Annotated in this window: 20 protein-coding genes; 9 read left to right on the forward strand and 11 right to left on the reverse strand. The window is 72.8% G+C overall.

Features of this window, described 5'->3' with window-relative positions; translation table 11 throughout:
- The first annotated feature begins 91 nt into the window (after positions 1 to 91).
- From ABZW11_RS44755 to ABZW11_RS44765, 3 genes are all read left to right on the forward strand, one after another.
- Positions 92 to 664, forward strand: a complete 573-nt coding sequence (locus ABZW11_RS44755) for a TetR family transcriptional regulator (RefSeq protein WP_355432152.1) — start codon at positions 92 to 94, stop codon at positions 662 to 664.
- Entirely contained in the window at positions 661 to 1,365 is a 705-nt protein-coding gene (locus ABZW11_RS44760) for a nucleotidyltransferase domain-containing protein (RefSeq protein ID WP_355432155.1), read from the forward strand. The genes ABZW11_RS44755 and ABZW11_RS44760 overlap by 4 nt, the downstream gene beginning before the upstream one ends.
- Positions 1,366 to 1,440: 75 nt before the next feature.
- The gene (locus tag ABZW11_RS44765; protein WP_355432158.1) at positions 1,441 to 2,241 is read left to right on the forward strand and encodes a glycerophosphodiester phosphodiesterase family protein; all 801 of its coding nucleotides are present in this window, start codon (positions 1,441 to 1,443) and stop codon (positions 2,239 to 2,241) included.
- 4 nt (positions 2,242 to 2,245) lie between these two features.
- Here the strand turns inward: ABZW11_RS44765 and ABZW11_RS44770 are convergent, their stop codons facing one another.
- Both ABZW11_RS44770 and ABZW11_RS44775 read right to left on the reverse strand, forming a co-directional pair.
- Positions 2,246 to 3,166, reverse strand: coding sequence for an FAD binding domain-containing protein (locus tag ABZW11_RS44770; protein ID WP_355432161.1), 921 nt, complete (start codon positions 3,164 to 3,166; stop codon positions 2,246 to 2,248).
- 259 nt (positions 3,167 to 3,425) lie between these two features.
- Positions 3,426 to 5,930 carry a molybdopterin-dependent oxidoreductase gene (locus tag ABZW11_RS44775; protein WP_355432210.1) on the reverse strand — a complete coding sequence of 835 codons (2,505 nt, stop codon included), beginning with the start codon at positions 5,928 to 5,930 and terminating at the stop codon, positions 3,426 to 3,428.
- A 105-nt stretch (positions 5,931 to 6,035) separates the two neighbouring features.
- Between ABZW11_RS44775 and ABZW11_RS44780 the strand changes: the two genes are divergently transcribed.
- Together ABZW11_RS44780 and ABZW11_RS44785 are read left to right on the forward strand one after the other, a co-directional pair.
- Positions 6,036 to 6,581 carry a TetR/AcrR family transcriptional regulator gene (locus tag ABZW11_RS44780; RefSeq protein WP_355432164.1) on the forward strand — a complete coding sequence of 182 codons (546 nt, stop codon included), beginning with the start codon at positions 6,036 to 6,038 and terminating at the stop codon, positions 6,579 to 6,581.
- Between the two features lie 349 nt (positions 6,582 to 6,930).
- Entirely contained in the window at positions 6,931 to 8,244 is a 1,314-nt protein-coding gene (locus tag ABZW11_RS44785; protein WP_355432167.1) for a M23 family metallopeptidase, read from the forward strand.
- A 1-nt stretch (position 8,245) separates the two neighbouring features.
- Here the strand turns inward: ABZW11_RS44785 and ABZW11_RS44790 are convergent, their stop codons facing one another.
- Positions 8,246 to 9,412, reverse strand: a complete 1,167-nt coding sequence (locus ABZW11_RS44790; protein ID WP_355432169.1) for an erythromycin esterase family protein — start codon at positions 9,410 to 9,412, stop codon at positions 8,246 to 8,248.
- Positions 9,413 to 9,449: 37 nt separating this feature from the next.
- Complete coding sequence (locus ABZW11_RS44795; protein ID WP_355432172.1) at positions 9,450 to 10,355, reverse strand: SDR family NAD(P)-dependent oxidoreductase; 906 nt, start codon at positions 10,353 to 10,355, stop codon at positions 9,450 to 9,452.
- A gap of 60 nt (positions 10,356 to 10,415) precedes the next feature.
- Between ABZW11_RS44795 and ABZW11_RS44800 the strand changes: the two genes are divergently transcribed.
- Positions 10,416 to 11,381 (forward strand): AraC family transcriptional regulator, encoded by a 966-nt coding sequence (locus ABZW11_RS44800; RefSeq protein WP_355432176.1) that lies wholly within the window; start codon positions 10,416 to 10,418, stop codon positions 11,379 to 11,381.
- On the opposite strand, the gene ABZW11_RS44805 is transcribed toward ABZW11_RS44800, so the two are convergent.
- Positions 11,318 to 12,148, reverse strand: a complete 831-nt coding sequence (locus ABZW11_RS44805; RefSeq protein ID WP_355432179.1) for a helix-turn-helix transcriptional regulator — start codon at positions 12,146 to 12,148, stop codon at positions 11,318 to 11,320. The genes ABZW11_RS44800 and ABZW11_RS44805 overlap by 64 nt on opposite strands.
- Before the next feature lie 67 nt (positions 12,149 to 12,215).
- Positions 12,216 to 13,412: a helix-turn-helix domain-containing protein gene (locus ABZW11_RS44810; RefSeq protein ID WP_355432183.1), complete on the reverse strand. Its 1,197-nt coding sequence runs from the start codon at positions 13,410 to 13,412 to the stop codon at positions 12,216 to 12,218.
- Between the two features lie 150 nt (positions 13,413 to 13,562).
- On the opposite strand from ABZW11_RS44810, the gene ABZW11_RS44815 reads away from it, so the two are divergent.
- Positions 13,563 to 14,486, forward strand: coding sequence for an alpha/beta hydrolase (locus ABZW11_RS44815; protein ID WP_355432186.1), 924 nt, complete (start codon positions 13,563 to 13,565; stop codon positions 14,484 to 14,486).
- Positions 14,487 to 14,561: 75 nt separating this feature from the next.
- Here ABZW11_RS44815 and ABZW11_RS44820 read toward each other — a convergent pair whose 3' ends face one another.
- The 3 genes from ABZW11_RS44820 to ABZW11_RS44830 form a co-directional block, all read right to left on the reverse strand.
- Positions 14,562 to 15,002 (reverse strand): carboxymuconolactone decarboxylase family protein, encoded by a 441-nt coding sequence (locus ABZW11_RS44820; protein WP_355432189.1) that lies wholly within the window; start codon positions 15,000 to 15,002, stop codon positions 14,562 to 14,564.
- A gap of 67 nt (positions 15,003 to 15,069) precedes the next feature.
- Complete coding sequence (locus ABZW11_RS44825; protein WP_355432193.1) at positions 15,070 to 15,549, reverse strand: Rrf2 family transcriptional regulator; 480 nt, start codon at positions 15,547 to 15,549, stop codon at positions 15,070 to 15,072.
- A 61-nt stretch (positions 15,550 to 15,610) separates the two neighbouring features.
- Positions 15,611 to 16,255 (reverse strand): helix-turn-helix domain-containing protein, encoded by a 645-nt coding sequence (locus ABZW11_RS44830; protein WP_355432197.1) that lies wholly within the window; start codon positions 16,253 to 16,255, stop codon positions 15,611 to 15,613.
- 114 nt (positions 16,256 to 16,369) lie between these two features.
- Between ABZW11_RS44830 and ABZW11_RS44835 the strand changes: the two genes are divergently transcribed.
- The gene (locus ABZW11_RS44835) at positions 16,370 to 16,600 is read left to right on the forward strand and encodes a hypothetical protein (protein ID WP_355432200.1); all 231 of its coding nucleotides are present in this window, start codon (positions 16,370 to 16,372) and stop codon (positions 16,598 to 16,600) included.
- Here the strand turns inward: ABZW11_RS44835 and ABZW11_RS44840 are convergent.
- Complete coding sequence (locus tag ABZW11_RS44840; protein ID WP_355432202.1) at positions 16,581 to 17,249, reverse strand: GAP family protein; 669 nt, start codon at positions 17,247 to 17,249, stop codon at positions 16,581 to 16,583. The two genes, ABZW11_RS44835 and ABZW11_RS44840, sit on opposite strands and share 20 nt — an antisense overlap.
- Before the next feature lie 62 nt (positions 17,250 to 17,311).
- Between ABZW11_RS44840 and ABZW11_RS44845 the strand changes: the two genes are divergently transcribed.
- Complete coding sequence (locus ABZW11_RS44845) at positions 17,312 to 17,962, forward strand: TetR family transcriptional regulator C-terminal domain-containing protein (RefSeq protein WP_355432204.1); 651 nt, start codon at positions 17,312 to 17,314, stop codon at positions 17,960 to 17,962.
- Between the two features lie 162 nt (positions 17,963 to 18,124).
- Here ABZW11_RS44845 and ABZW11_RS44850 read toward each other — a convergent pair.
- Positions 18,125 to 19,648: LuxR C-terminal-related transcriptional regulator (locus ABZW11_RS44850; protein ID WP_355432207.1), on the reverse strand; the 1,524-nt coding region annotated here is incomplete at its 5' end.

Here is a 19,648-nt window from a genome sequence, read left to right on the forward strand (position 1 = left end):
ATCGGTAAGCCGTATGCGGGAAAACCGCACGTACGGAATTGAAAGGGGGATGGGGAACCGGGCCTTCACGGCACCGCGCCCCTGACTACCAATGCCCGCCACACCGCTGAGAAAGGACGCCGCCCGCAACCGCCGGCAGATCCTGCAGACGGCCAGAGCCATGGTCGACGCGGGCGCGACGCTGCAGCTCAACGCCGTCGCCCGGGAGGCCGACGTCGGAGTGGGCACCGTCTATCGCCACTTCCCGACCCCCGAGGCGCTGCTGGCCGCGCTCGCCGAGGAGCGGTTCGAGGCGATGATCGCCGAGGTCCGCAGGGGCGTTGCGGCACCCGACGTCCGCGCCGCCCTGCACACGTTCCTCGACCACGCGCTCACCGCGTACGTCGAGGACGAGGCCTTCGCCACCGAGGCGCTCGGTCCCGCGCCGACCACCGAACGCACCCGCGAGCTCAGGGACGAGCTGGTCGGCATGATCCGCGACCTGCTCGCCCGCGCGGTCTCAGAAGGCGTCCTGCGGCCCGGCCTCGACGCACCCGACCTGCTGGTGCTGCTGTGCGGCGTCGCGTACGCGGTCAAGAACAGCCCCTATCCCGACGATCCCGCCGTCGCCGCCCGCTACCTGAAAGCCCTGCTCAACGGCGTCCTGACCACAGACGCCGCGTGACGCCCGCCGCCCCACCGGCCCCCAGGCTCGCCGCACTCCGCTCCCGCTGGCTCGACGCCGTGACCGCCGAGCTCCGCGACGACCCCTCCGTGGCGGGGGCCGCGCTGGCAGGCTCGTTCGGCGCCGGCCGCGCCGACGACTGGAGCGACGTCGATCTGCTCGTCGTCGTGTCCGACGCCCACCTCGACGGCTACGCGCCGCCCGCGCCCGTCGAGCCGGTCATCACCATCGACGCCCGCCACAACGGCCCGCGCGGCACGCGCGGCCTCAGCTCTCAGTACGTGAGGGACGGGCTGCCGCTCTGGGCCGACTGGTACGTCCACCCCGTCTCCCTGGCGAGCTGGCCGTCCGACTGCGACGTCCTGTTCGACCGGCACGGCATCGAACGCAGCCCGCTCACCCTCAGCGAGCAGCTCGCGTCCGGCGAGCCGGAGCCGCCCACCCCCAAGGGCCCCGACGAGGAACGCGCGCTGAAGCTCGGGCTCGTCCCCGTCGCGGGTAAGGGCGTCGCCCGCCGCTCGCCCGGCACGGCCGAGCTGATCGCGTTCATCGGCGGCCCGTACGACCCCGACGCCCCCTGGGACGAGCACCTCGCCGCCTTGCGCCGCCTGCTCGACGACTTCGCCGACCTCGGCCTGCCCGTCAGCGTGGCGGCCGGGCACGCCTACCTCGACCTCGTCGCCGACGCACTCTCCCGCTGACCTGTTGATCATCCGGGCCCGCGCCGCATAGCCTGCCCGTGCCGATCATCCCCCGACCCTAGGGAGTCAGCACGCATGACGATCATGAGGAAGGCGGCGCTGGTGACCGCGCTGACCGCGCTCGGCACCTCGCTCGCGGCACCGGCCGCGTACGCACGGCCGGCCGCCCACGCCGCCGCCTGCCCCGAGGTCTTCGGCCACGGCGGCTACCCCAGCGGCTCCAACCCCTGGGACCGCGACCAGATCCGCCAGCCCAACCACGCCCGCGGCGTCGACGACCAGCGGGCGTGGGGCGCCGACGGGGTGGAAGGGGACGTCCAGCTCACCAAGCACGGCACGAAGGCCGTAATGTGGCACAACACCTCCACCAACGGCCTGACCGGCGTCCGGCGCACCATCACCGACCTGTGGTGGACGGCGGGCAGCGACAACCTGCGCGACCGCAGCATCGCCCGCGGGCCCTACAAGGGGCAGAAGGTGCACACGCTGCGGCAGTGGCTGGACCACGTGCGCTCGCGCGGCATGATCGCGCTGCTGGAGATCAAGCCCGAGGCCCGGCCCGTCCTTTCTGATGGGACGTACGGAGCGGCGGCCTGGAAGGAGGTCTCCGACCCGATCAAGGAACGCCAGGCGTCGATGCGCATCCTCGTCTACTCACAGGACTCCTGGATCCAGGCCGAGCTCGCCAAGCGCCACCCGGCCCTCCTCAAGGGCTCCCAGGCCCGCTGGACCGACAGCGTGGCCTGGCAGGAACCCCCGGCCGCCTGGAACGGCAACACCGCCCGCTGGACGGAGGTGCTGGCCCAGGCCCCGAAGAGCGTGATGACGAACTACACCAAGGACTACCGCGCCTGGCTGAACGGCAGGTGCACCTGACCCGTCAGTCGTCGGACGCGGCTCGTTCCAGGACCTCCAGGATGGTGGCGGTGAGGAGGGTGACCTTGTAGGCGTTGTGCGGGGCCGGGGTGCAGCGGGCGGCGGCCAGGGCGGCGGCGGTCTCGAAGGGGTCGCCGGCGAGGAGTGCGGCTTCCACCTCGGCGAGCCGTAGTGGCACGCGGGCGACGCCGCCGGCCGCCACTGCGGCGGTGGTGACCCGCGGGCCGTCCAGCACCAGGCGGGCGGTCGCCTCCACCAGCGGCCATTCGCCCTCGGAGCGGGCGATGGCCCTCCGGTACGCGGCCCGCTCCCCGGCCACCGGCGGCGGCAGGTGCACCGAGGTGAGCAGCTCGCCGGGGCCGAGGAGGTGGTCGCGGGTCGGGTCGGAGCCGTCGCCGTACAGGTCGGCGGCAGGGAACGGGCTCCTGCCGTGCACCTCGACGGCCGCGTCGTACGCCAGCAGCGCCATGGCCAGGGACGACGGGTGGGGTGCCAGGCAGGGGCCGGTGTCGATGACGGCGGCGTACAGGCTCTGGCCGGCGCGGGCCGGGCAGGAGTCGCCGCCGTCCTGGTGGCAGGTGAAGGCCGGGTTGCGGTAGTACCAGCAGCGGTTGCGCTGGAGCAGGTTCCCGCCGACGGTGGCCACGGCCCGGATCTGCGGCGTGGCCAGCCCTCGCGCGGTCAGGGCCAGCGCCGGGTACGCGGCCCGCAGCCGCTCGTCACGGGCCACCTCGGCGACGGTGGTGAGCGCACCGAGCCGGGCGGAGCCGTCCGGCTGCCAGGTGATGCCCGACATGCCGGGCACGTCACGCAGCTCGGCCAGATCCACGAACGGCCCGGCCACCGGCCGGCTCATCACATCGGTGCCACCCGCCCGCGGCACCCCGTGCCGCGCGGCCTCAAGAAGATCGGTGGAGACGGTCAAGGTCGGATCCCTTCGAGATGCGAAACGGCTTGAGGGGGAGAGGCGGCGGCCCGCAAGCGGTGAGGCTCAGCGGCGATCACCGAGAGGTCCCCGAGTGGCGGAACCTCCTGGGTTCGCGCATACCCGCGATGCGTGGAGCGACCTGGCATCGGGGTGGTCGCCGGGCGGGTTCCGCGGGGTGTGGAGGGGCCTGACATCGGGGCGGCCGCCGGGCGAGGTGCGGAGGAGCCGCCGAGGGGCGTCTTACGGGGTGGGGTGGTCATGGGGCGAGGCCCTGGAGGAGGCGGTCGGGGCGGATGGGGAGGTCGTGGGGGCGCCAGCCGGTGGCGTTGTGGACGGCGTTGGCCACCGAGGCCGCCACGCCGACCGTCGAGACCTCGCCGAGCCCGACGCCGCCGCCGTTGACGTGGTCCCAGCCCTCCTGGTGGAAGTGGATGGTCATCTCCGGCGTGTCGCCGATGCCGGGGATGCGGTAGTCCTCCAGGTTCGCGGTGAGGACGGTGCCGGTGACGGGGTCGATGTGGCGTTCCTCGTACAGGGCGTAGCCGATGCCCTGGATGATGCCGCCCTCGCACTGGTTGCGCGCCGGGCGCTCGGCGTAGATGCGGCCCGCTGTGATGCCGCCCCAGACGCTCAGCGGCCTGATCGTCCCGAGCCTGGTGTCCACCTCGACCTCGGTGACGTGCACCGCGCCGCTGAACCCGCGCCCGATCGACATGCCCTGCACCGAGAACGGCGTCACGTACCCGCCCCGGTCGCCCCGCCGCCTGCCGACGACCTTGGCGCCATGGGTGAGGCCCTGGGCGAGCAGGCGGCGGGCGGCGTCGCGGGCGGCCGGCGCCACCGAGGTGGTGCTGCGGCTGCCCAGCGCGGGCGGTCCAGGCACGGTGGCGGAGCTGCCGATCTCGACGCGGATGCGTTCCGCGGGCAGGCCCAGCTCCTCGCGCAGGACGCCGGCGATGACGCTGCGCACGCCGGTGCCGATGTCCTGGGTGGCGGTGCGCGCCACGATCACGTCGCCCTCGACCTCCAGCTCGACCTGGGTCGCCGTGGCGACGAGGTAGATCCAGTTGGCCACGGCCACGCCGACGCCGCGGCGGAAGCGTCCCGTCCGCGACCCGCTGCGCGGCCTGTCCCGCCAGACGGGCAGCTCCAGGGCCCGCTCGTAGAGCGCGTGCCGCTTGGGGTTGCCGTCCCAGCGGCGGCGCAGCACGATCGGGTCCTCGCCGAGCCGGTGCGCCATCTCGTCCACGGCCTGCTCCAGCGCCCACAGCAGCGGCGGCGCGCCGGGACCGCGGAAGGGCGTGCCGGGCGGCTCGTTGGTGACCACGTCGTAGTCGCGCAGCCGGCGGGGCGCCTTGCCGTACACGAGGCGGGCCAGCGACGCGGAGGCCGATCCGATGGAGACGCCGCCCCGGCCCCGCACGTCGATCGCGAGCGCGGCCAGCTCGCCCTTGTCGTCGGCGAGCAGGGCGATGTTCGTCTTGCTGCCCGGCCGGCTGCCGGCGTCCGTCAGCTCCTCGGCGCGGCTGAACACCACGCGTACGGGAGCGCCGTACGCCCGCGCCAGCTCGACCGCCGCGACCGACTCGACCGTGATCCCGGACTTCGCGCCGAACCCGCCGCCCACGTGCTCGGCGACGACGTGCACCCGGCTCTCGTCCAGCTTCCAGCGCTTGGCGGCCTGCTCGGCGGCCATGGCCAGCGTCTGCGTGGACAGGTGCAGGTGGAGGTCACCGCGCTCGTCCCACCGCGCCACGCAGGCGTGCGGCTCCAGCGGCGTGTGCACCTGTACGGCGGTGCTGAACGCGCCCGTCACCAGCAGCGGGTCGTCGCGCCGCCGGGCCTCGTCGATCAGCGTGGCCGCCTTGCCCGCCCGCTTGCTCGCCCCGCTGAACGGCCCGCGCACGTTGCCGTCCCAGCCGCCGGGCACCGTCATGCCCTCGCTGGAGCTGCGGGCGTTCTTCCTGCTCTGCTCGTCGTAGACCGGCGGGGCGTCGGGGCCGTCGTCGAGCGCGGCGGGAAACGGCTCGTACCCGATCCTGGCGCTCTCGGCGATCGCCTGCGCCTCCCTGCGGGTCGCGGCGGCGACGGCGGCGATCGGCTGGCCGGCGTAGCGCACGATCCGGTCCTCCGGCAGCAGATCCACCACGGGGACGCCGTCCACCTCCACGGACGTGACCCGCGCGTGCGCCTGCGCCGAACGGATGATCACGCCTTCGAGCTGGCCGTCCAGCCGGACGTCCGTGGTGTAGCGGGCGCGTCCGGTGATCTTCTCCATCGCCTCGACCCGGACGGGTGCGGGGGTGTCCGTGTCGTGCTCGCCCCGGCAGGAGGCCGCGACGGCCGCGTAGATTCCCGCGTACGCGCCGCAGCGGCACAGATGACCGGCCAGGGCCGCGGCGATCTCCTCGCGGGGCGGCGTCACGTCGCCGTTCTCGGCCCTCCAGGCGTCCACGAACGCGGCGGCCTCGACCACGAAGCCGGGCGTGCAATAACCGCATTGCAGTCCGTCGTGGGCGGCGAAGGCACGCTGCACGGGGTGGTCGAGCCCCTCGGCGGTGGTCAGGGCCCGGCCCTCCACCGCCGCGCAGGGCAGCAGGCAGCTCGCCTGCGGGGTGCCGTCCACGGCGATCGTGCACGCGCCGCAGACGCCCGTACGGCACACGGCCTTCGTCCCGGTGAGGCCCAGGCCGTCACGCAGGACGTCCACCACCGGATCGTCTCGCCCGGCGTCCACCTCGTGGGGCACGCCGTTCACCATGATCTTCATAGCGCTCCTGCTGACGTTGTCAACGTTGGGGTATGTTGACAGTGTCAGCGCCCGTGCTGACATTGTCAACACGGGAGGTCATGAGAGAGTGAAGGCATGATCGACGGCACCAGGTCCCGGCTGATAGAGAGCGCGCTGACGTTGCTGCGCGAGGAAGGGCTCGACGCCGTGACGCTGCGCGCGGTCGGCGAAATGGCCGGCCTGTCCCGCATGGCCCCCTACCGCCACTTCGCCGACAAGACCGCGCTGCTCGCGGCGCTCGCCGCCCGCGTCATGTCCGACATCACCCAGCACATCGCCACCGCCGTGCTGTCGCAGGGCACGCAGGAGGAGCGGCTGCGCGCCTTCTACCGCAGCTACATCGACTACGCCGTACGCAACCACGAGGAATACCGGCTGGTCTTCTCCTCGGTCTTCGTCGCCGGGCGGCACCCCGAGATCGAGCAGGGCATCGACGAGATCATGACCGCGCTCAGCGTGGACGACGGCACCGGCGGCCCCCGCGAGAAGGCCGCGGTCGCGGCCGTGCTGGCCAGCGCCCACGGCATCGCCGAGCTGGTCACCGTGGGTGATCTCGCCCACAAAGGGATCAGCACCGACGACATCATCGACGTCATCGTCACCCGCGCCACCCGCCCCTGACGCCGGGATACGTCTGCCGCACAGAGGAACGGGTCCAGACCCACTCCTGGACCCGCCTGGGCGAAAGTCCCTCCGGCCGGGTGCACGGCGGAGGCACGACGGCACCGAAGGAGTGGAGAGCGGGTATGCGATGGCCGGCCGGCGCCCGGGCGGGATTCGCGCTTCGCCGTCCTGGGGGAGAGCAGGCAGGCTCGGCCTGACCGACGACGACACCACCGCCGCGTGCTGGCCGTCCTGAGCTACCTGAACGACTCCTGACCGATCATCGGCATACCTCCGGCATACCGCCCCTTCCTACGGTCTTGGCCGTGGCGCTGCACGCCACGCATCCGTACTTGGGAGAAATGTCATGCGATTCGTACGCTTATCCGCCGTCGTCGCCGCGATGCTCGTCGTCGCCGGCACGGCGAGCCAGGCGACGGCCACGTCCGCACGCGAGACGATGGCCGCGCCCGATCTCCAGCTCCCCTTCCCCTGCGGCCAGAAGTGGCAGCTGAACACCTGGCAACACGCCCCCGCGCTGGACATGGTCAAGGAGCCTGACCAGCACGGCACCCTGGGCGCGACACTGATCGCGCCCGCCGCCGGGACGGTCAAGCAGTCGTACAAGCACGAGAACGCCGGCAACATGATCCAGATCGATCACGGCGGCCGCTACTTCACCACCTACATCCACCTGCACGCGCGTGACGTCTCGGTCGGCGACCGGGTGCAGCGCGGAACCGTGATCGGCGAGGTCGGCAAGGACGGCGCGACCGCCAACGGCCACCCGCACCTGCACTTCGAGCTCGGCTACGACGCCAACGGCGACGGACGGGCCTCCTGGGGCACCGAGAACTCCGAGCGGGTCAGACCGACCTTCAACGGCGTCACCTACGGGCAGGCGGACGGCCGGGAATGGAACAACGTCACCAGCCACAACTGCTCGGCCACGTCCCCCGAGGGGACCGCGAAGATCTATGGGGCGCTGCCGGACGGGCGGCTCACCTACACGACGATCGATGCGGAGTCGGGTGAGCGGACGCATGGGGCGGTGGTTTCGGCGGCGAGTCTCGGCTTCACCCCGAAGGCGATCGCGACGTTGAACTTCAACACGCTTCTGGTGACCAAGCCCGGCGACGGGGGTGAGCTGTATCGGGTGGACATCCGCACGAACAACGAGGAGCTGATCTTCGAGACGCCTGTGCTGCTCGGCACCGGCTGGACGCATGATCTGCTGGCCTACGACGGCAGGAGTCACCTCTTCGGGATCGCGGCCGGCACTTTGCGCCGCTACACGCTCACCGCGGCCAAGCCGGCCATCAGTGACATCACCGGGAACACTCTGATCGGTACGGGGTTCACGCTCAAGACGCTGACGACGACGGGGCCCGACTGGATCCTGGGGACCACCACGAACGGGCTGCTGCTGTCGTACAAGATCAAGGGCAAGGACGACTGGGACCGGCACCAGCTCCGTGACAGCACCTGGCAGAACTTCGACGCGCTCCTCTCGCCCGGCGGAGGCGTCTATTACGGGCATAACCCGGCCGGTGCGTTGTACCGCTACCACGACGGCGACCCCTATGACGGCAAGGGCGACGACCTGACCGCTCACAACACCGTCGACGCCACCGGCTGGGCCCAGACCCTGCTCTCGGCGCAGCCCGGCACCGTCACCTGAGTCAGAGACCCGGCGGCAGGTCTCTGACGTAGAGCAGGGCGTCGCTGCCGGTCAGGTCGGCCGGGGTGAGCGGGAGGTAGCCGTACCAGGCGGAGTCGCGGGGGACGAGGCCGGTGGCGTCCAGCTCCCGGCCGGCGACCAGGAAACGGTCCCCGGGCATCGCGTGGAGCACGCCTTCGACGGTGTCAGGGGGAGGGGTGCCGACGCCCTCGTGGCGGATGGTGCCGACGGCGGTGGCGACGAAGGCGTACGCCTCGCCGAGCCGGCGCGCGACCTGCGCGCCGGCGCTCCACCAGTCCACCCGCAGCTCGCCCAGCATGACCGTGCTGCGCTGCCGCTGCAGGTGGCGGTTGTGGGCGTGGACGAGGGTCGGGCCGCGGTCGGCGAGGGCGAGCAGGTTGGCGGCCATCATCGCGTCGCGCAGGCCCATCATCGCGTTCACCCGGCCGGGCGCGGTGCCGGCCATCTGCGCGTGGTAGCGCAGCAGGCCGCTGGCGGTGCGGGCGTACAGGCGGGCTCGATCCCACGCGTCGCGCCCGCCCGCCGCCACGAGTTGCGGCGCGTGGGCGTCGAGCAGGACGGTCAGGTCGTCGGCCAGCAGCCGCAGTTCGTTCGCCGCGTCGGACCGGCCGATCGACCGCGACGGGTCGAAGATCGCCTGGTCGTCCGTCCACCGCTCGTCGGGGCCGAGCAGGCGGTCGAGCGTCTCCGGCAGGACGCCGGTGTCCACGTGGGCGGCGAGGTAGGCGTGCAGGGAGGTGAGCGCCTGCCGGGGGCTCGCCGCGTGGGTCATCTCCATGGGCGCGTCGAAGCCCGCGAAGCGCACGCGGCCGGCGGGTGGACGGCCCCCGTTGTACGCCCGCAGCCACCGCACCAGCTCGCGGTTGCCCGCCGCCGCCCCCGCCCCATGGCTGAAGCCGCCCTCCATCACCGCCGACAGGTCCCCGGCGCCCGAGGTGACGTGGTCGTCCACCACCAGCCCCTTCATGCAGTCGCTCTCGATCGCGACGCACCGGTAGCCCTCCTGCTCGACGAGCCGCCTGACCAGCTCGTTGCGCAGGCCGAGCAGGGTCTCGTCGCCGTGGGTCGGTTCGCCGAGGGCGAGCAGCCGCGGCCGGGCGGGCAGCAGCCGCAGGAGAGCGTCGGCGTCGTACGGGGAGTTCGTCATACCTTCGACGGTATCGTTGAACTCCCTGTTGAGACTTTTACACCGAGATCGCGTCCAGCGCGTACGCCCAGAGCCGGTCGGCCGCCTCAGGGTCCACCGCCCACGACGCCACGCCCGACGTCACCCCTGGCCCGCCCTGCACCACCTCGGCCTCCTGGTTGTCGGAGAAGAACCGGCCGGTCACGCCCGCCACCAGCGGCGACCCGGCCAGCAGCGCCGACGTGGCGGCCCCCTGCTCGGGGGTCTTGAAGTAGTCGGGGGTCAGCAGGCGGCCCGCCTCGTCCATCGCGCCCATCGCCCGCATCGTCGCGGCGTCCACGTGCCGCTGCAGGTTGGTGTGGATATAGCCGGGTTCGAGGGCGTTGGCGATGATGCCGTCGTCCGCCCAGCGCCGCGCCGCGCCGACCGCGAGCAGCACGTCGGCCGTCTTCGACTGCGAGTAGGCCGTCCACGGGTCGTACGGGCGTTTCTCGAAGTGCGGGTCGTCGAAGTCGAACGGCGCCCCCAGCTGGGCGCCCGAGCTGACCATGACCACCCGCGCGTCACCGGCCTGCCGCAGGTTGGTGTGCAGGGCGGTGACCAGCGCGAAGTGGCCGAGGAAGTTCGTGGCGAGCTGCAGCTCCCAGCCGCCGGCGGTGACCTGGCGGGTGGGCAGCGCCATGATGCCGGCGTTCGCGACGATCGCGTGCAGGGGTCCCGTCCACGAGGCGGCGAAGGCGCGGACGGAGCCGAGGTCGCTCAGGTCCAGCCGCCGCTCGCCGGCGGCCGGGTTACGGGTGGCGACGGTGACGTCGGCCCCGGCACCCCGCAGCGCGCGTACGGTCTCCAGGCCGATGCCGGACGCCCCGCCGGTCACGATGATCCGGCGGCCGGTCAGATCGACGCCGGCGAGCACCTCGGCGGCGGTGGTATTGGCGGTGAAAGGGGTGCTGATACGGGTCATGCCCGTCACTCTAGAAAGCCCCGATTGGACGCAGAAGCCTCAACCGTCCAGGATAGTTGCGTGACAGTCCGGCAAGCCGATCCGCTCGAAGACGTGCTCACGCTCGTCGGCACCACCAGCCGCCTGTCCGTCGGTCTGGTGGCCGGCGGCCGGTGGGCGCTGGCGTTCGACCCTCCGGACGGGGTCAAGTTCAACGCCGTGCGCCGCGGCCACTGCCTGCTCACCGTGGACGGCGTGCCCGAGCCGATCGAGCTGCGCGAGGGCGACTGCTTCCTGCTCGTCCAGCCGCGCGCCTTCACCCTGGCGAGCGGCCCTGGCGTGACGCCCGCCCCGGCCGGGCCGGTGTTCAGGGCGGCGGCGGGCGGCCCGGCCCGCACCGGCGACGGCGACGACGTCGAGCTGATGAGCGGCCGGTTCCACTTCGGCGAGCGGGCCGGTGAGCTGCTGTTCGACGTGCTGCCGCCGGTGATCCACGTCCCCGGCAGCACCACCGAGGCCACCACCGTGCGCTGGGCGCTCGAGCTGATCGCCGCCGAGCTGCGCGCCTCCCAGCCCGCCGCCTCCCTGGTCACCGAGCACCTCGCGCTCGTCATGCTCATCCACTTGCTGCGCCTGCACGTCGCCACCGCGCCGGGCCAGACCTCGGGCTGGCTGGCCGGCCTCGCCGACCCCGTGGTGGCGCCGGCCCTGCGCGCCATGCATGCCGCCCCCGCCCACGCCTGGACGGTCGCCGAGCTGGCCGGCGTGTGCGCGGTGTCCCGCTCGACGCTGGCCGCCCGGTTCAAGCAGGTCGTCGGCAAGGGGCCACTGGAATACCTCACCGGCTGGCGCATCGAGCTGGCCGCCGGCCGGCTGCGCGACGGCGAGGCGACCATGGAGGCCATCGCCCGCGAGGTCGGCTACGCCTCGGTCAGCGCCCTCAGCAACGCCTTCAAGCGCCTGACGGGCCTGGCGCCGCGCGACTACCGCAACGCCGCCAGCGCCGCCAGCCGCTCCGCCGACGCCGAGCCGGTGGGCGGGGTGTAGACGACGAGGTTGAGGCCGGGGTCGGCCGTCGGCGCGAACGTCTCCCAGTGCAGCGTGAAGCCGCCGACCGCCGGGTGATGGAAGCGCTTGTCGCCGTACGTGCAGTAGGTCACCTGGTGCTCGGCCCAGTGCCGGACGAACTCCGGCGAGCACGCCGTCAGCTCGTCCACCAGCTCCTGCGGCCGTGAGCTGCCGCCCGCCCTGCCCAGCGCGCCGCGCAGCCAGGCGGCGGCCTCGATCAGGATCGCCTCCCGCTCCGGCAGCACCTCGGGAGCGCGCGGGTCGAGGAACACCCAGCGGATCATGTTGCGCTCGGCGCGGGGCATCGCCTCGAAGTCGGCCAGCAGCACGGCCGTCATGCGGTTGACCGCCACGATGTCCATCACGCCGGTCATCAGCAGCGCGGGCACGGGGCCGAGCGTGTCCAGCATCATGCGCAGCGCCGCCCTGGGCTTGATCGGCGCCCGGTCGGGCCGCTCCGGTGTGCCAGGCTCGTCCCGCAGCAGTTCGCGCAGGTGCCTGAACTCCTCCGCGGTCAGCCGCAGCACGGCGGCGACCGCCTCCATCACCTGGTCGGAGACGTTGCCCACCCGGCCCTGCTCCATGCGGGTGTAGTAGTCGACGCTGACCCCGGCGGCCAGGGCCAGCTCCTCGCGGCGCAGCCCCGCCACCCGGCGTCCTGGACGCGCGGGCAACCCCACGTCCCGTGGCGAGACGCGTGACCTCCTGGACCGCAGGAACTCGCGCAGCTGGTCAGGCCGCCTCATACGGCCAGTATGCAAGGCGGCGGGCAAAGCCCAGGTCATTCACCTGGGGTGGAAGCCGCGCAGCCGCTCACCGAAGCGGCAGCCGTGCTCGACGGCGTAGGAGGGGTCGTCGAGCAGCCGCAGCTGCTCGATGACCCGCTCCAGCCGGGTGACGGCGTCGACGGCGCGGCACAGCAGCGCGTCCACGTCGAGCTCGTCGCGGTGCAGGCGGGCCTCCTCCAGCTCCACCCGCAGCGCGGCGACGGGCGTGCGCAGGGCATGACCGGCGTCCGCGCCCAGCCGGCACAGCTCGTACGGCAGCGCCATCGTGCACATCTCGGTGACCTCTCCTCGGTTCATCGGCGTTCACCTGTAGGAACGCCTCGGAACCCGCAGAAAGGGCACGCCGGCTGGCCCCGTGCAGACTAGGACTGGCCGGTACCACCCACGCCGTCAGGCTCTCCGGCCTGCCAGGAGGCGAGCAGGCGCAGGCGTCGTGCGACGGCGTGCCCGGCTCGGCCGTCAGCGTGATGAGCTGCTGGTCGGGGTCGGTGGTGCAGGCCAGGGCCGACCAGTCGAGCACCAGCCGCCCGGCGATCGGGTGGTCGATGACCTTCTTGCCGACGTCGCGCACCTCGACGTGATGGCCGCCCCACCACCGGCGGAAGTCGTCGTCGCGGACGGACAGCTCGCCCACCAGCGCGGCCAGCCGCGGGTCGGCCGGGTCGCGGGCGGCCTCCATGCGCAGCTGCGCCACGCAGGCCCTGGCGACGTGCTCCCACTCGGGGTAGAGCCGGTGGAAGGCGGGATCGAGGAACACCAGCCGTACGAAGTTCCGCTTCTTCTCCGGGAGCCGCGCGAAGTCGGTGAACAGGGCGGCGGCCATCGCGTTCCAGGCCAGCACGTCGGTGCGCCGGCCCAGGACCACGGCGGGGGTGGTGGCCAGGTCGTCGAGCAGCCGCCGCAGCTGCGGCTGGACCTTCTGCGCGGCTCGCCAGCTCGGGGCCGCGGCCTCCTTGCCCGACAGCTCGTACAGGTAGGACCGCTCGTCGTCGCTGAGCCGCAGCACGCGGGCGATTCCGTCGAGCACGGACGCCGACGCCTGGCGGCGGCCCTGCTCGATGCGGGTGTAGAAGTCGGTGCTGATCGACGCGAGCAGCGCCACCTCCTCGCGGCGCAGCCCCTTGACCCGCCGCCTGCCGCCGCCGGGCAGCCCGACCTCGGCCGGGCTCAGCTCCATGCGCCTGGCGCGCAGGAAGGCGCCGAGCTCGGTGGGGTGTGTCATGGGACCCAGTCTGCCGCAGGCGGGGCCGTCGTAAGGGGGGCCGGTTCTGTCCTAGGACAGCGATGACCTGGGACACGACTCGCCTCTCCCGCTTCCGTACGGGCTCTGCGAGCCTCGGTGACGAACCACCCCATACCGAAAAGAAGTGCGATGCAGACGAACGTCACCTTCACCAGCGACGGGCTCGCCCTCGCCGGGATCCTGTTCACCCCCGACGGCCACACCGGCGGCCCGCTGCCCGCCGTCGTCATCGGGCACCCCGGAGGCGGGGTGAAGGAGCAGAGCCCCAGCCTGTACGCCCGGCGTCTGGCCGATGCCGGGTTCGCCGCGGTCGTGTTCGACGCGGCGTACCAGGGCGAGAGCGAGGGCGAGCCGCGCGGCCTCGAGGACCCCTTCCAGCGGGCCGAGGACGTCAAGTCCGCCGTCACCTACCTCACCACCCGCGACGACATCGACCCCGGCCGCATCGGCGCGCTCGGCATCTGCGCCTCCGGCGGCTACGTCCCCTACGCCGCCCAGACCGACCATCGCATCCGCGCCGTGGCCACCGTCAGCGCCGCGGACCTGGGCCACGCCTTCCGCGAAGGGCTCGGCAGGACCCAGGACCCCGCGGTGCTGCCGGCCCTGCTCCAGCAGGCCGGCGCCGCGCGTACGGCGGAGGCGCGCGGCGAGGCCCCCTGGATGGTGCCGTGGATCCCCGACGACGCCGAGCAGCGCTTCGCCACCGAGACCCGGCAGTTCCGCGAGACCTGGGAGTACTACCGCACGCCGTGCGGCCACCATCCTCGCGCCGTCCAGGGGTGGGTGCTGCGCAGCATCGACAGGATCGCCCAGTACGACTCCTTCGCCATGGCCCACCTGATCTCGCCCCGGCCACTGCTGATGATCGTCGGGTCGGAGGCGGAGAGCGCGTACAACAGCCGCGAGGCCATGGAGCGGGCCGCCGAGCCCAAGGAGCTGTACGTCATCGACGGCGCCACCCACATCGACCTCTACGACCGGGACGCGTACGTCACCCCCGCCGTCGCCAAGCTCAGCGCCTTCTTCGGCGAGCACCTCGGAGGGGAGGGATGAGCCCGCCGGGCGGAAAGCGGTGAGCTTTGAGCGGCAGCGGTGAGTCTTGTCGTCGGGGAGCGGTGAGCGGCCGGATCAGTCCGCGGGGCCCTTGCGGACGGTGACGTTGAGGCGGTTCCACGTGTTGATCGCGGCGATCGCCATCACCAGCACGGCCAGCGACTCCTCGTCGTAGAGGTCGGCCGCCGCGTCCCACACGTCGTCCGGCACCCCCTCGGGGTTGTCGGCGATCCGGGTCGCGGCCTCGGCGAGCGCCAGCGCGGCCCGCTCCTCGTCGGAGAAGTACGGCGTGTCCCGCCAGGCGGCCACCGCGTGCAGTTTCTGCTCGGGCACGCCCGCCTCGATTCCCTCCTTGACGTGCATGTCGAGGCAGAAGGCGCAGCCGTTGATCTGGCTGACCCGCAGCCGCAGCAGCTCCAGCGTGCTGCGGGGCACCGGTCCAGAGCCGATGTACGCCTCCACGGCGAACATGCCCTTGTATCCCGCGATGGCGGTTCGACTGACGTCCATACGCATGATGTGACTCCTTTACCGACAATCTGGTTACTTGATATCCGGAATCTGTGCCGACGGCGAAGGCCGCTCAGGAGCGCCGGCGCGCGAACCACTCCCGCGCGGCCTCGGGCGCGCCGGGGGAGTGGCGCTCCACCTTCGCCCTGATGTCGGCCAGAGTCTGGGCGGCCAGCTCCTTGCGGTAGGCCATCTCGGCCCGCCGCATGGCCTGCGAGATGAAGCATGCCTTGCGATAGTCGACGTCCTCCCGCCCGACCGGCCCCTTGCGCATCACCTGCTCGCACCGGAACGCCTCACCCGGCCCCTCGATCGCCGTCACCACGTCGAGCAAGGTGATGCGCTCGAGCGGGCGGGCCAGCCTGAACCCGCCCCGCAGCCCCGGCGTCGAACTGAGGATGCCCGCCCTGGACAGCGCCTGAAGCTGCTTGTTCAGGTACGCGGGCGGCAGCTCGTAGAACGCCGCCAGCCGCGCCGCGGTCATGGCCTCGTCCGAGTCGAGATAAGAGAGGTTGACGCAGCTGTGCATCGCCCACTCGACGCCCTCACTCATCCGCATATTCTGGATAATAGACCTCCAGAATCGATGGCGGCAAACCCGCCACGCCCCGGTTTCATGACGCCGGGGCCAGCCAGAGGCCCACGAGGGCGTCGATGAGGCCGGTCGCCGCGTCGTGCCAGCTCGCCCGCGGCGTGGCGGCGCCCAGTGCGAGCGCGCGTTCGCGCCCGGCGCAGGTGTGCAGGATGAGCTGGCGCGTCATCTCGCCGCGCTCGGCCCGCACGGCGGCGGGCAGCTCGGGCAGGCACTGGTGGCAGCCGTCGACGGCCAGGCGCAGCGACGGCGACGTGCGGTTCTCCTCCTGGAGGATCGCGCACAGCGCGGGGTCGGTGCCGACCTGGGCGAGGAAGCGGGCGTACCAGGTGGGCGAGCCCAGCTCGGCGAGGTGTTCGGTGACCGGGCGCACCATGCACGAGACCCAGTCGCGTACGTCTCCCGACCCTTCGGCGGCGGCCACCATGCGGGCCCGGCGGGCCTCGATCGGCTCGGCGTGCCTGCGGACGATCGCGCGGACGAGATCGGCCTTCGCCCCGAAGTGGTAGCCCACGGCGGCCGTGTTGCCCTGCCCTGCCGCCTCGCTGATGCGCCGGTTGGAGGCCGCGCGCACCCCGTCTTCGGCGAACAGCCGCTCGGTCGCCGTCAGGATCTGCTCGCGGGTCACGCCGACGCGCTCGGCCCGGATGGTCCTCGTCATCTTCATCACCGCACCGGAACTGCTTGCCTGCCCTGCGCCGACGTCCGCCGCCATGATCCCAGCCGGCGCCGGGCATCGCCAAACCGGTGTCGCTGATGCAGACGCTGGTGAATCCCGCTGGTGCCCGAGCTGCCCGCCGTGGCCGGGGCCATCCTGGCGGGGATGACGACCCGGTTCGGGCCCGCCGAGCTGCCGTCCGACGACGGGTTCCGTGTGGCGCCGGCCATCGGGGGAGGGGCGGCGCTGGTGTCGTTCCTGATCGCGTTCTTCCCGCCGCGCCACGCCAGAGCCGCCGCGCCCGCCCCTGCCGTACGCGGTGAGTCGGTGCCCTTCACCGCCACGGAACGGTGACCGTCTCGGGGAACAGCGTGGCCGCCGCGTCCGCCACGATGAGGAACCCGGCGATCCAGACGATCCAGCTGAGCGTGGCGCGCGAGCCGGACGCCAGCTTGGCCCGCCACGTCTCGAACCGCCCCCGGGTCCGCTCGCCCAGAGCGAGCCAGGCCGGCCAGAGCAGCAGGCCGGGCAGGACCATGATGAGCACGTACGCGCCGAGCAGCGCCAGCCACTGAGCCGCGGCGAGCCCGGCGGAGGTCATGATGCCGATGGCGGCGAAGTAGGGCACGGCGGTGGCGAACTCGAACAGCCATGTGCCGAGCCCCAGCGCCAGCATCGCCCCCACGGTGAACGACCGGGCCTCGGGCGCGGCGCCCTGCTGGGGGATGCGGTAGCTCGCCACGATGAGCGCTCCGCCCAGCACCACCTTGCCCCAGGCCAGCGCGGTGCCGTCGATGACCGGCACGATTGCGCCGAGACCGAGCATGAGCAGCGCCCCCAGAGCGAAGTACGCGACCGCGACCGCGCCTAAGTAGGTGCCGAGCAGCGCCGCCGTCCTCCTCGGACTGGCCAGCAGCACGTACAGGGTCACCCCGATGACGCTCGGGCTGAGCGTGTCGAGCAGGGCGACCCCGAGCACCGTAGCGATGATCTCGATGGACATGTTCCCCCTTTGACAGCACGCCCGTGTCAGTTAAAGTAACACGCACGTGTTACCATAAGCGAGTGCCCAGACTCGTCGATCATGAGCAGCGGCGGGCGGAGATCGGCGCGGCCGCGATCCGGGTGATCCTGCGCGAGGGCCTGGCCGGCGTGACCGTCCGCGGCGTCGCCGCCGAGGCCGGCTGGTCCACCGGGTCACTGCGCCACTACTTCGCCAACCAGCACGAGCTGCAGTCCTACGTCGCGCGCGCCACCTCCGACGCCCTGCGCGCCCGCCTCCTGCCCCGCGTCATGCGCCCCCGCACGGTCAGCTCCGTCGTCGAGGGCATCATCTCGCTGATAGAGGAGCTGCTCCCGCTCGACGACGAGCGGCGCGAGGAATACGCGCTGTGGCAGGCCGTCATCGAGTGGGAACGCGACCACCCGCCGAAGGACGGCTCCCAGACCTGGAACGACCAGCGGGCCCTGCACCGCCAGTGCATCGCGCAGCTGCGCGGCCACGAGCCCGACCGCGACCCCGACGCGGCGCTCCGCCCACACCCCGACCCCCAGGTCGAGCTGTGGGCGGCGGTGCTGCACACGTTCGTGGACGGGCTGGCCGCGCAGCTCGTCAACACCCCTGACCGGCTCTCCGGCGACGACGCCAGGCGGCTGCTGCGCGCCCTGCTGGAGGCCGTCCCGGGGTTCATCGATCCCGCGGCTCCGCGGGCGTGACCGTCCCCGCGCCTTGGCGCCCGCGCTGCCGTCGGTCTGCGCCTGACGCGCCCGGTTACGCAGCGTCTCCCGGCTGATCCCCAGATCCTCGGACACCGAGGCCGGCGCCCGTCCCTGATCGGGCAGCACCGAGCGGGCCGGGCGGTTCGCGTTCGGCGTGGTTCAGGTGAGGTCGAGGTGGGCCAGCTCCCGGCGTGACCGGATGCCGAGCTTGCGGTAGGCCCGATAAAGGTGGTGCTCTATCGTGCGCGGACTGAGGAACAGGTGTGCGGCGATCTCCCTGCTCGTGCTCCCGTCCCTCGCCAGACGCACCACCTGGAGTTCCTGGGGCGTGAGCCGCTCCAGCGGGTCGGCGGCCGTCGGCTGGGCTGCCGGCACGGACTCTCCTGTCGCCTTCAGCTCCGCCTCCGCCCGCGCCCGCCACGGCGCGGCCCGCAACCGCTCGAAGGTCTGCAGCGCCGCCCGCAGCGGGGTGCGGGCGTCGGTGCGACGTCGGGCCCGGCGCAGCCACTCCCCGTACACCAGCTCGGTACGTGCCTGTTCGAAGGGCCGGTTCGCGCGCCGGTGCGCCGCCAGTGCGCGCAGATAGTCGTCCTCGTCGTCACTCAGCAGCGCGTGGCAGCGGGCACTGACCGCCTCGGCCCATGGCTGGTTCCCGGCGCGTGCCCAGGCTTCCAGGCGGCGCAGGGGCTCCTGGGCCCGTTCGGGCCGGCCCAGCCGCACGGCCGCCTCGACCTGCTCGGCCCCGGCTGTGACCAGCGTCGTCAGGTGGCGCAGCGGTCCTCCAGCCGCGGCCTCGAGCCGCTCCAGCACCCGGTCGTAGCGTCCGTACCCCAGGTCGAGCAGGCAGAGTGCGGCGAGGCCGGTCATGCCACCGGCGTCCGGCTGGTCGCCGGCGAGCCGGACGCAGCGTTGCTCGTCGCCCTCGATCGCCGCCACTCTGGCCAGCACCGAGTGCAGCCGCGGCACGCGCTGGTGCATCCCGGTGTGGCGCGCCAGCTCGACGGCCTCCGCGATGCACGCCTCGGCGTCACGGTGCCTGCCGGCCTGCACGTGCACTCCGGTCAGATCCTGAAGCACCTGCGGCAGCGCCCCCACCAGGCTCTGCCGGCGCAACCGCGCCACCTCGGCGCCGGCCAGGGCGGCGGCCGCGTCGTCGTCGGCCATGACCATCGCGCAGAAGGCGGCCCACCGGACGGTGGCGCCCTCCAGCAGGCTGCCCGGCGCCTGGCCGGTGACATCGGGCAGGGTGTGCGCGACGAACTGTGCCAGCAGCGGCAGGCCGCGCGCGTAGTCGTCGTCGACCAGGTGCGCCAGTCCCTGGATCATCGGGTCCTGTGTGCCCATGGCGGTCAGCCGTGCGGCCGCGCCCCGGATCACCTCCGCCTCGCCGCAGATCCAGGCGTACCCGGCCGCCGTGCGCAGCATGGGCACGGCGCTCACCGGGTCGGCAGGCGGGCACCGTTCCATCAGGAGCCGGGCGGCCGACCGGCCCTTTCCCCGCTCGAACTCCACCGCCGCTCGTACCTCGGTCAGCGTGGCGAGCGACGTGGGATCGTCCAGCAAGTCCTCGGCCTGGGCGACGAGGGTGGCGGCGTGGTCGGCGTGGCCGGACGACAGCGCCAGCGCCGCCGCCTGGCCCAGCCGGGCGGCCCGGTCGCGCGGGCGCGGGGTGTAGGTCGCCGC

It is taken from the genome of Nonomuraea sp. NPDC004580, from assembly GCF_040609855.1.
Lineage (GTDB): Bacteria > Actinomycetota > Actinomycetes > Streptosporangiales > Streptosporangiaceae > Nonomuraea > Nonomuraea salmonea.

Bases quoted from the DNA above. Each gene is read 5' to 3' on its own strand.
- ABZW11_RS44830 (WP_355432197.1), bottom strand. From the start codon at position 16,255: ATGAAGATGACGAGGACCATCCGGGCCGAGCGCGTCGGCGTGACCCGC.
- ABZW11_RS44810 (WP_355432183.1), bottom strand. From the start codon at position 13,412: ATGACACACCCCACCGAGCTCGGCGCCTTCCTGCGCGCCAGGCGCATG.
- ABZW11_RS44795 (WP_355432172.1), bottom strand. From the start codon at position 10,355: ATGACCCGTATCAGCACCCCTTTCACCGCCAATACCACCGCCGCCGAG.
- ABZW11_RS44825 (WP_355432193.1), bottom strand. From the start codon at position 15,549: ATGAGTGAGGGCGTCGAGTGGGCGATGCACAGCTGCGTCAACCTCTCT.
- ABZW11_RS44840 (WP_355432202.1), bottom strand. From the start codon at position 17,249: ATGTCCATCGAGATCATCGCTACGGTGCTCGGGGTCGCCCTGCTCGAC.
- ABZW11_RS44785 (WP_355432167.1), top strand. From the start codon at position 6,931: ATGCGATTCGTACGCTTATCCGCCGTCGTCGCCGCGATGCTCGTCGTC.
- ABZW11_RS44765 (WP_355432158.1), top strand. From the start codon at position 1,441: ATGACGATCATGAGGAAGGCGGCGCTGGTGACCGCGCTGACCGCGCTC.
- ABZW11_RS44780 (WP_355432164.1), top strand. From the start codon at position 6,036: ATGATCGACGGCACCAGGTCCCGGCTGATAGAGAGCGCGCTGACGTTG.
- ABZW11_RS44755 (WP_355432152.1), top strand. From the start codon at position 92: ATGCCCGCCACACCGCTGAGAAAGGACGCCGCCCGCAACCGCCGGCAG.
- ABZW11_RS44790 (WP_355432169.1), bottom strand. From the start codon at position 9,412: ATGACGAACTCCCCGTACGACGCCGACGCTCTCCTGCGGCTGCTGCCC.
- ABZW11_RS44805 (WP_355432179.1), bottom strand. From the start codon at position 12,148: ATGAGGCGGCCTGACCAGCTGCGCGAGTTCCTGCGGTCCAGGAGGTCA.
- ABZW11_RS44775 (WP_355432210.1), bottom strand. From the start codon at position 5,930: ATGGTGAACGGCGTGCCCCACGAGGTGGACGCCGGGCGAGACGATCCG.
- ABZW11_RS44815 (WP_355432186.1), top strand. From the start codon at position 13,563: ATGCAGACGAACGTCACCTTCACCAGCGACGGGCTCGCCCTCGCCGGG.
- ABZW11_RS44820 (WP_355432189.1), bottom strand. From the start codon at position 15,002: ATGCGTATGGACGTCAGTCGAACCGCCATCGCGGGATACAAGGGCATG.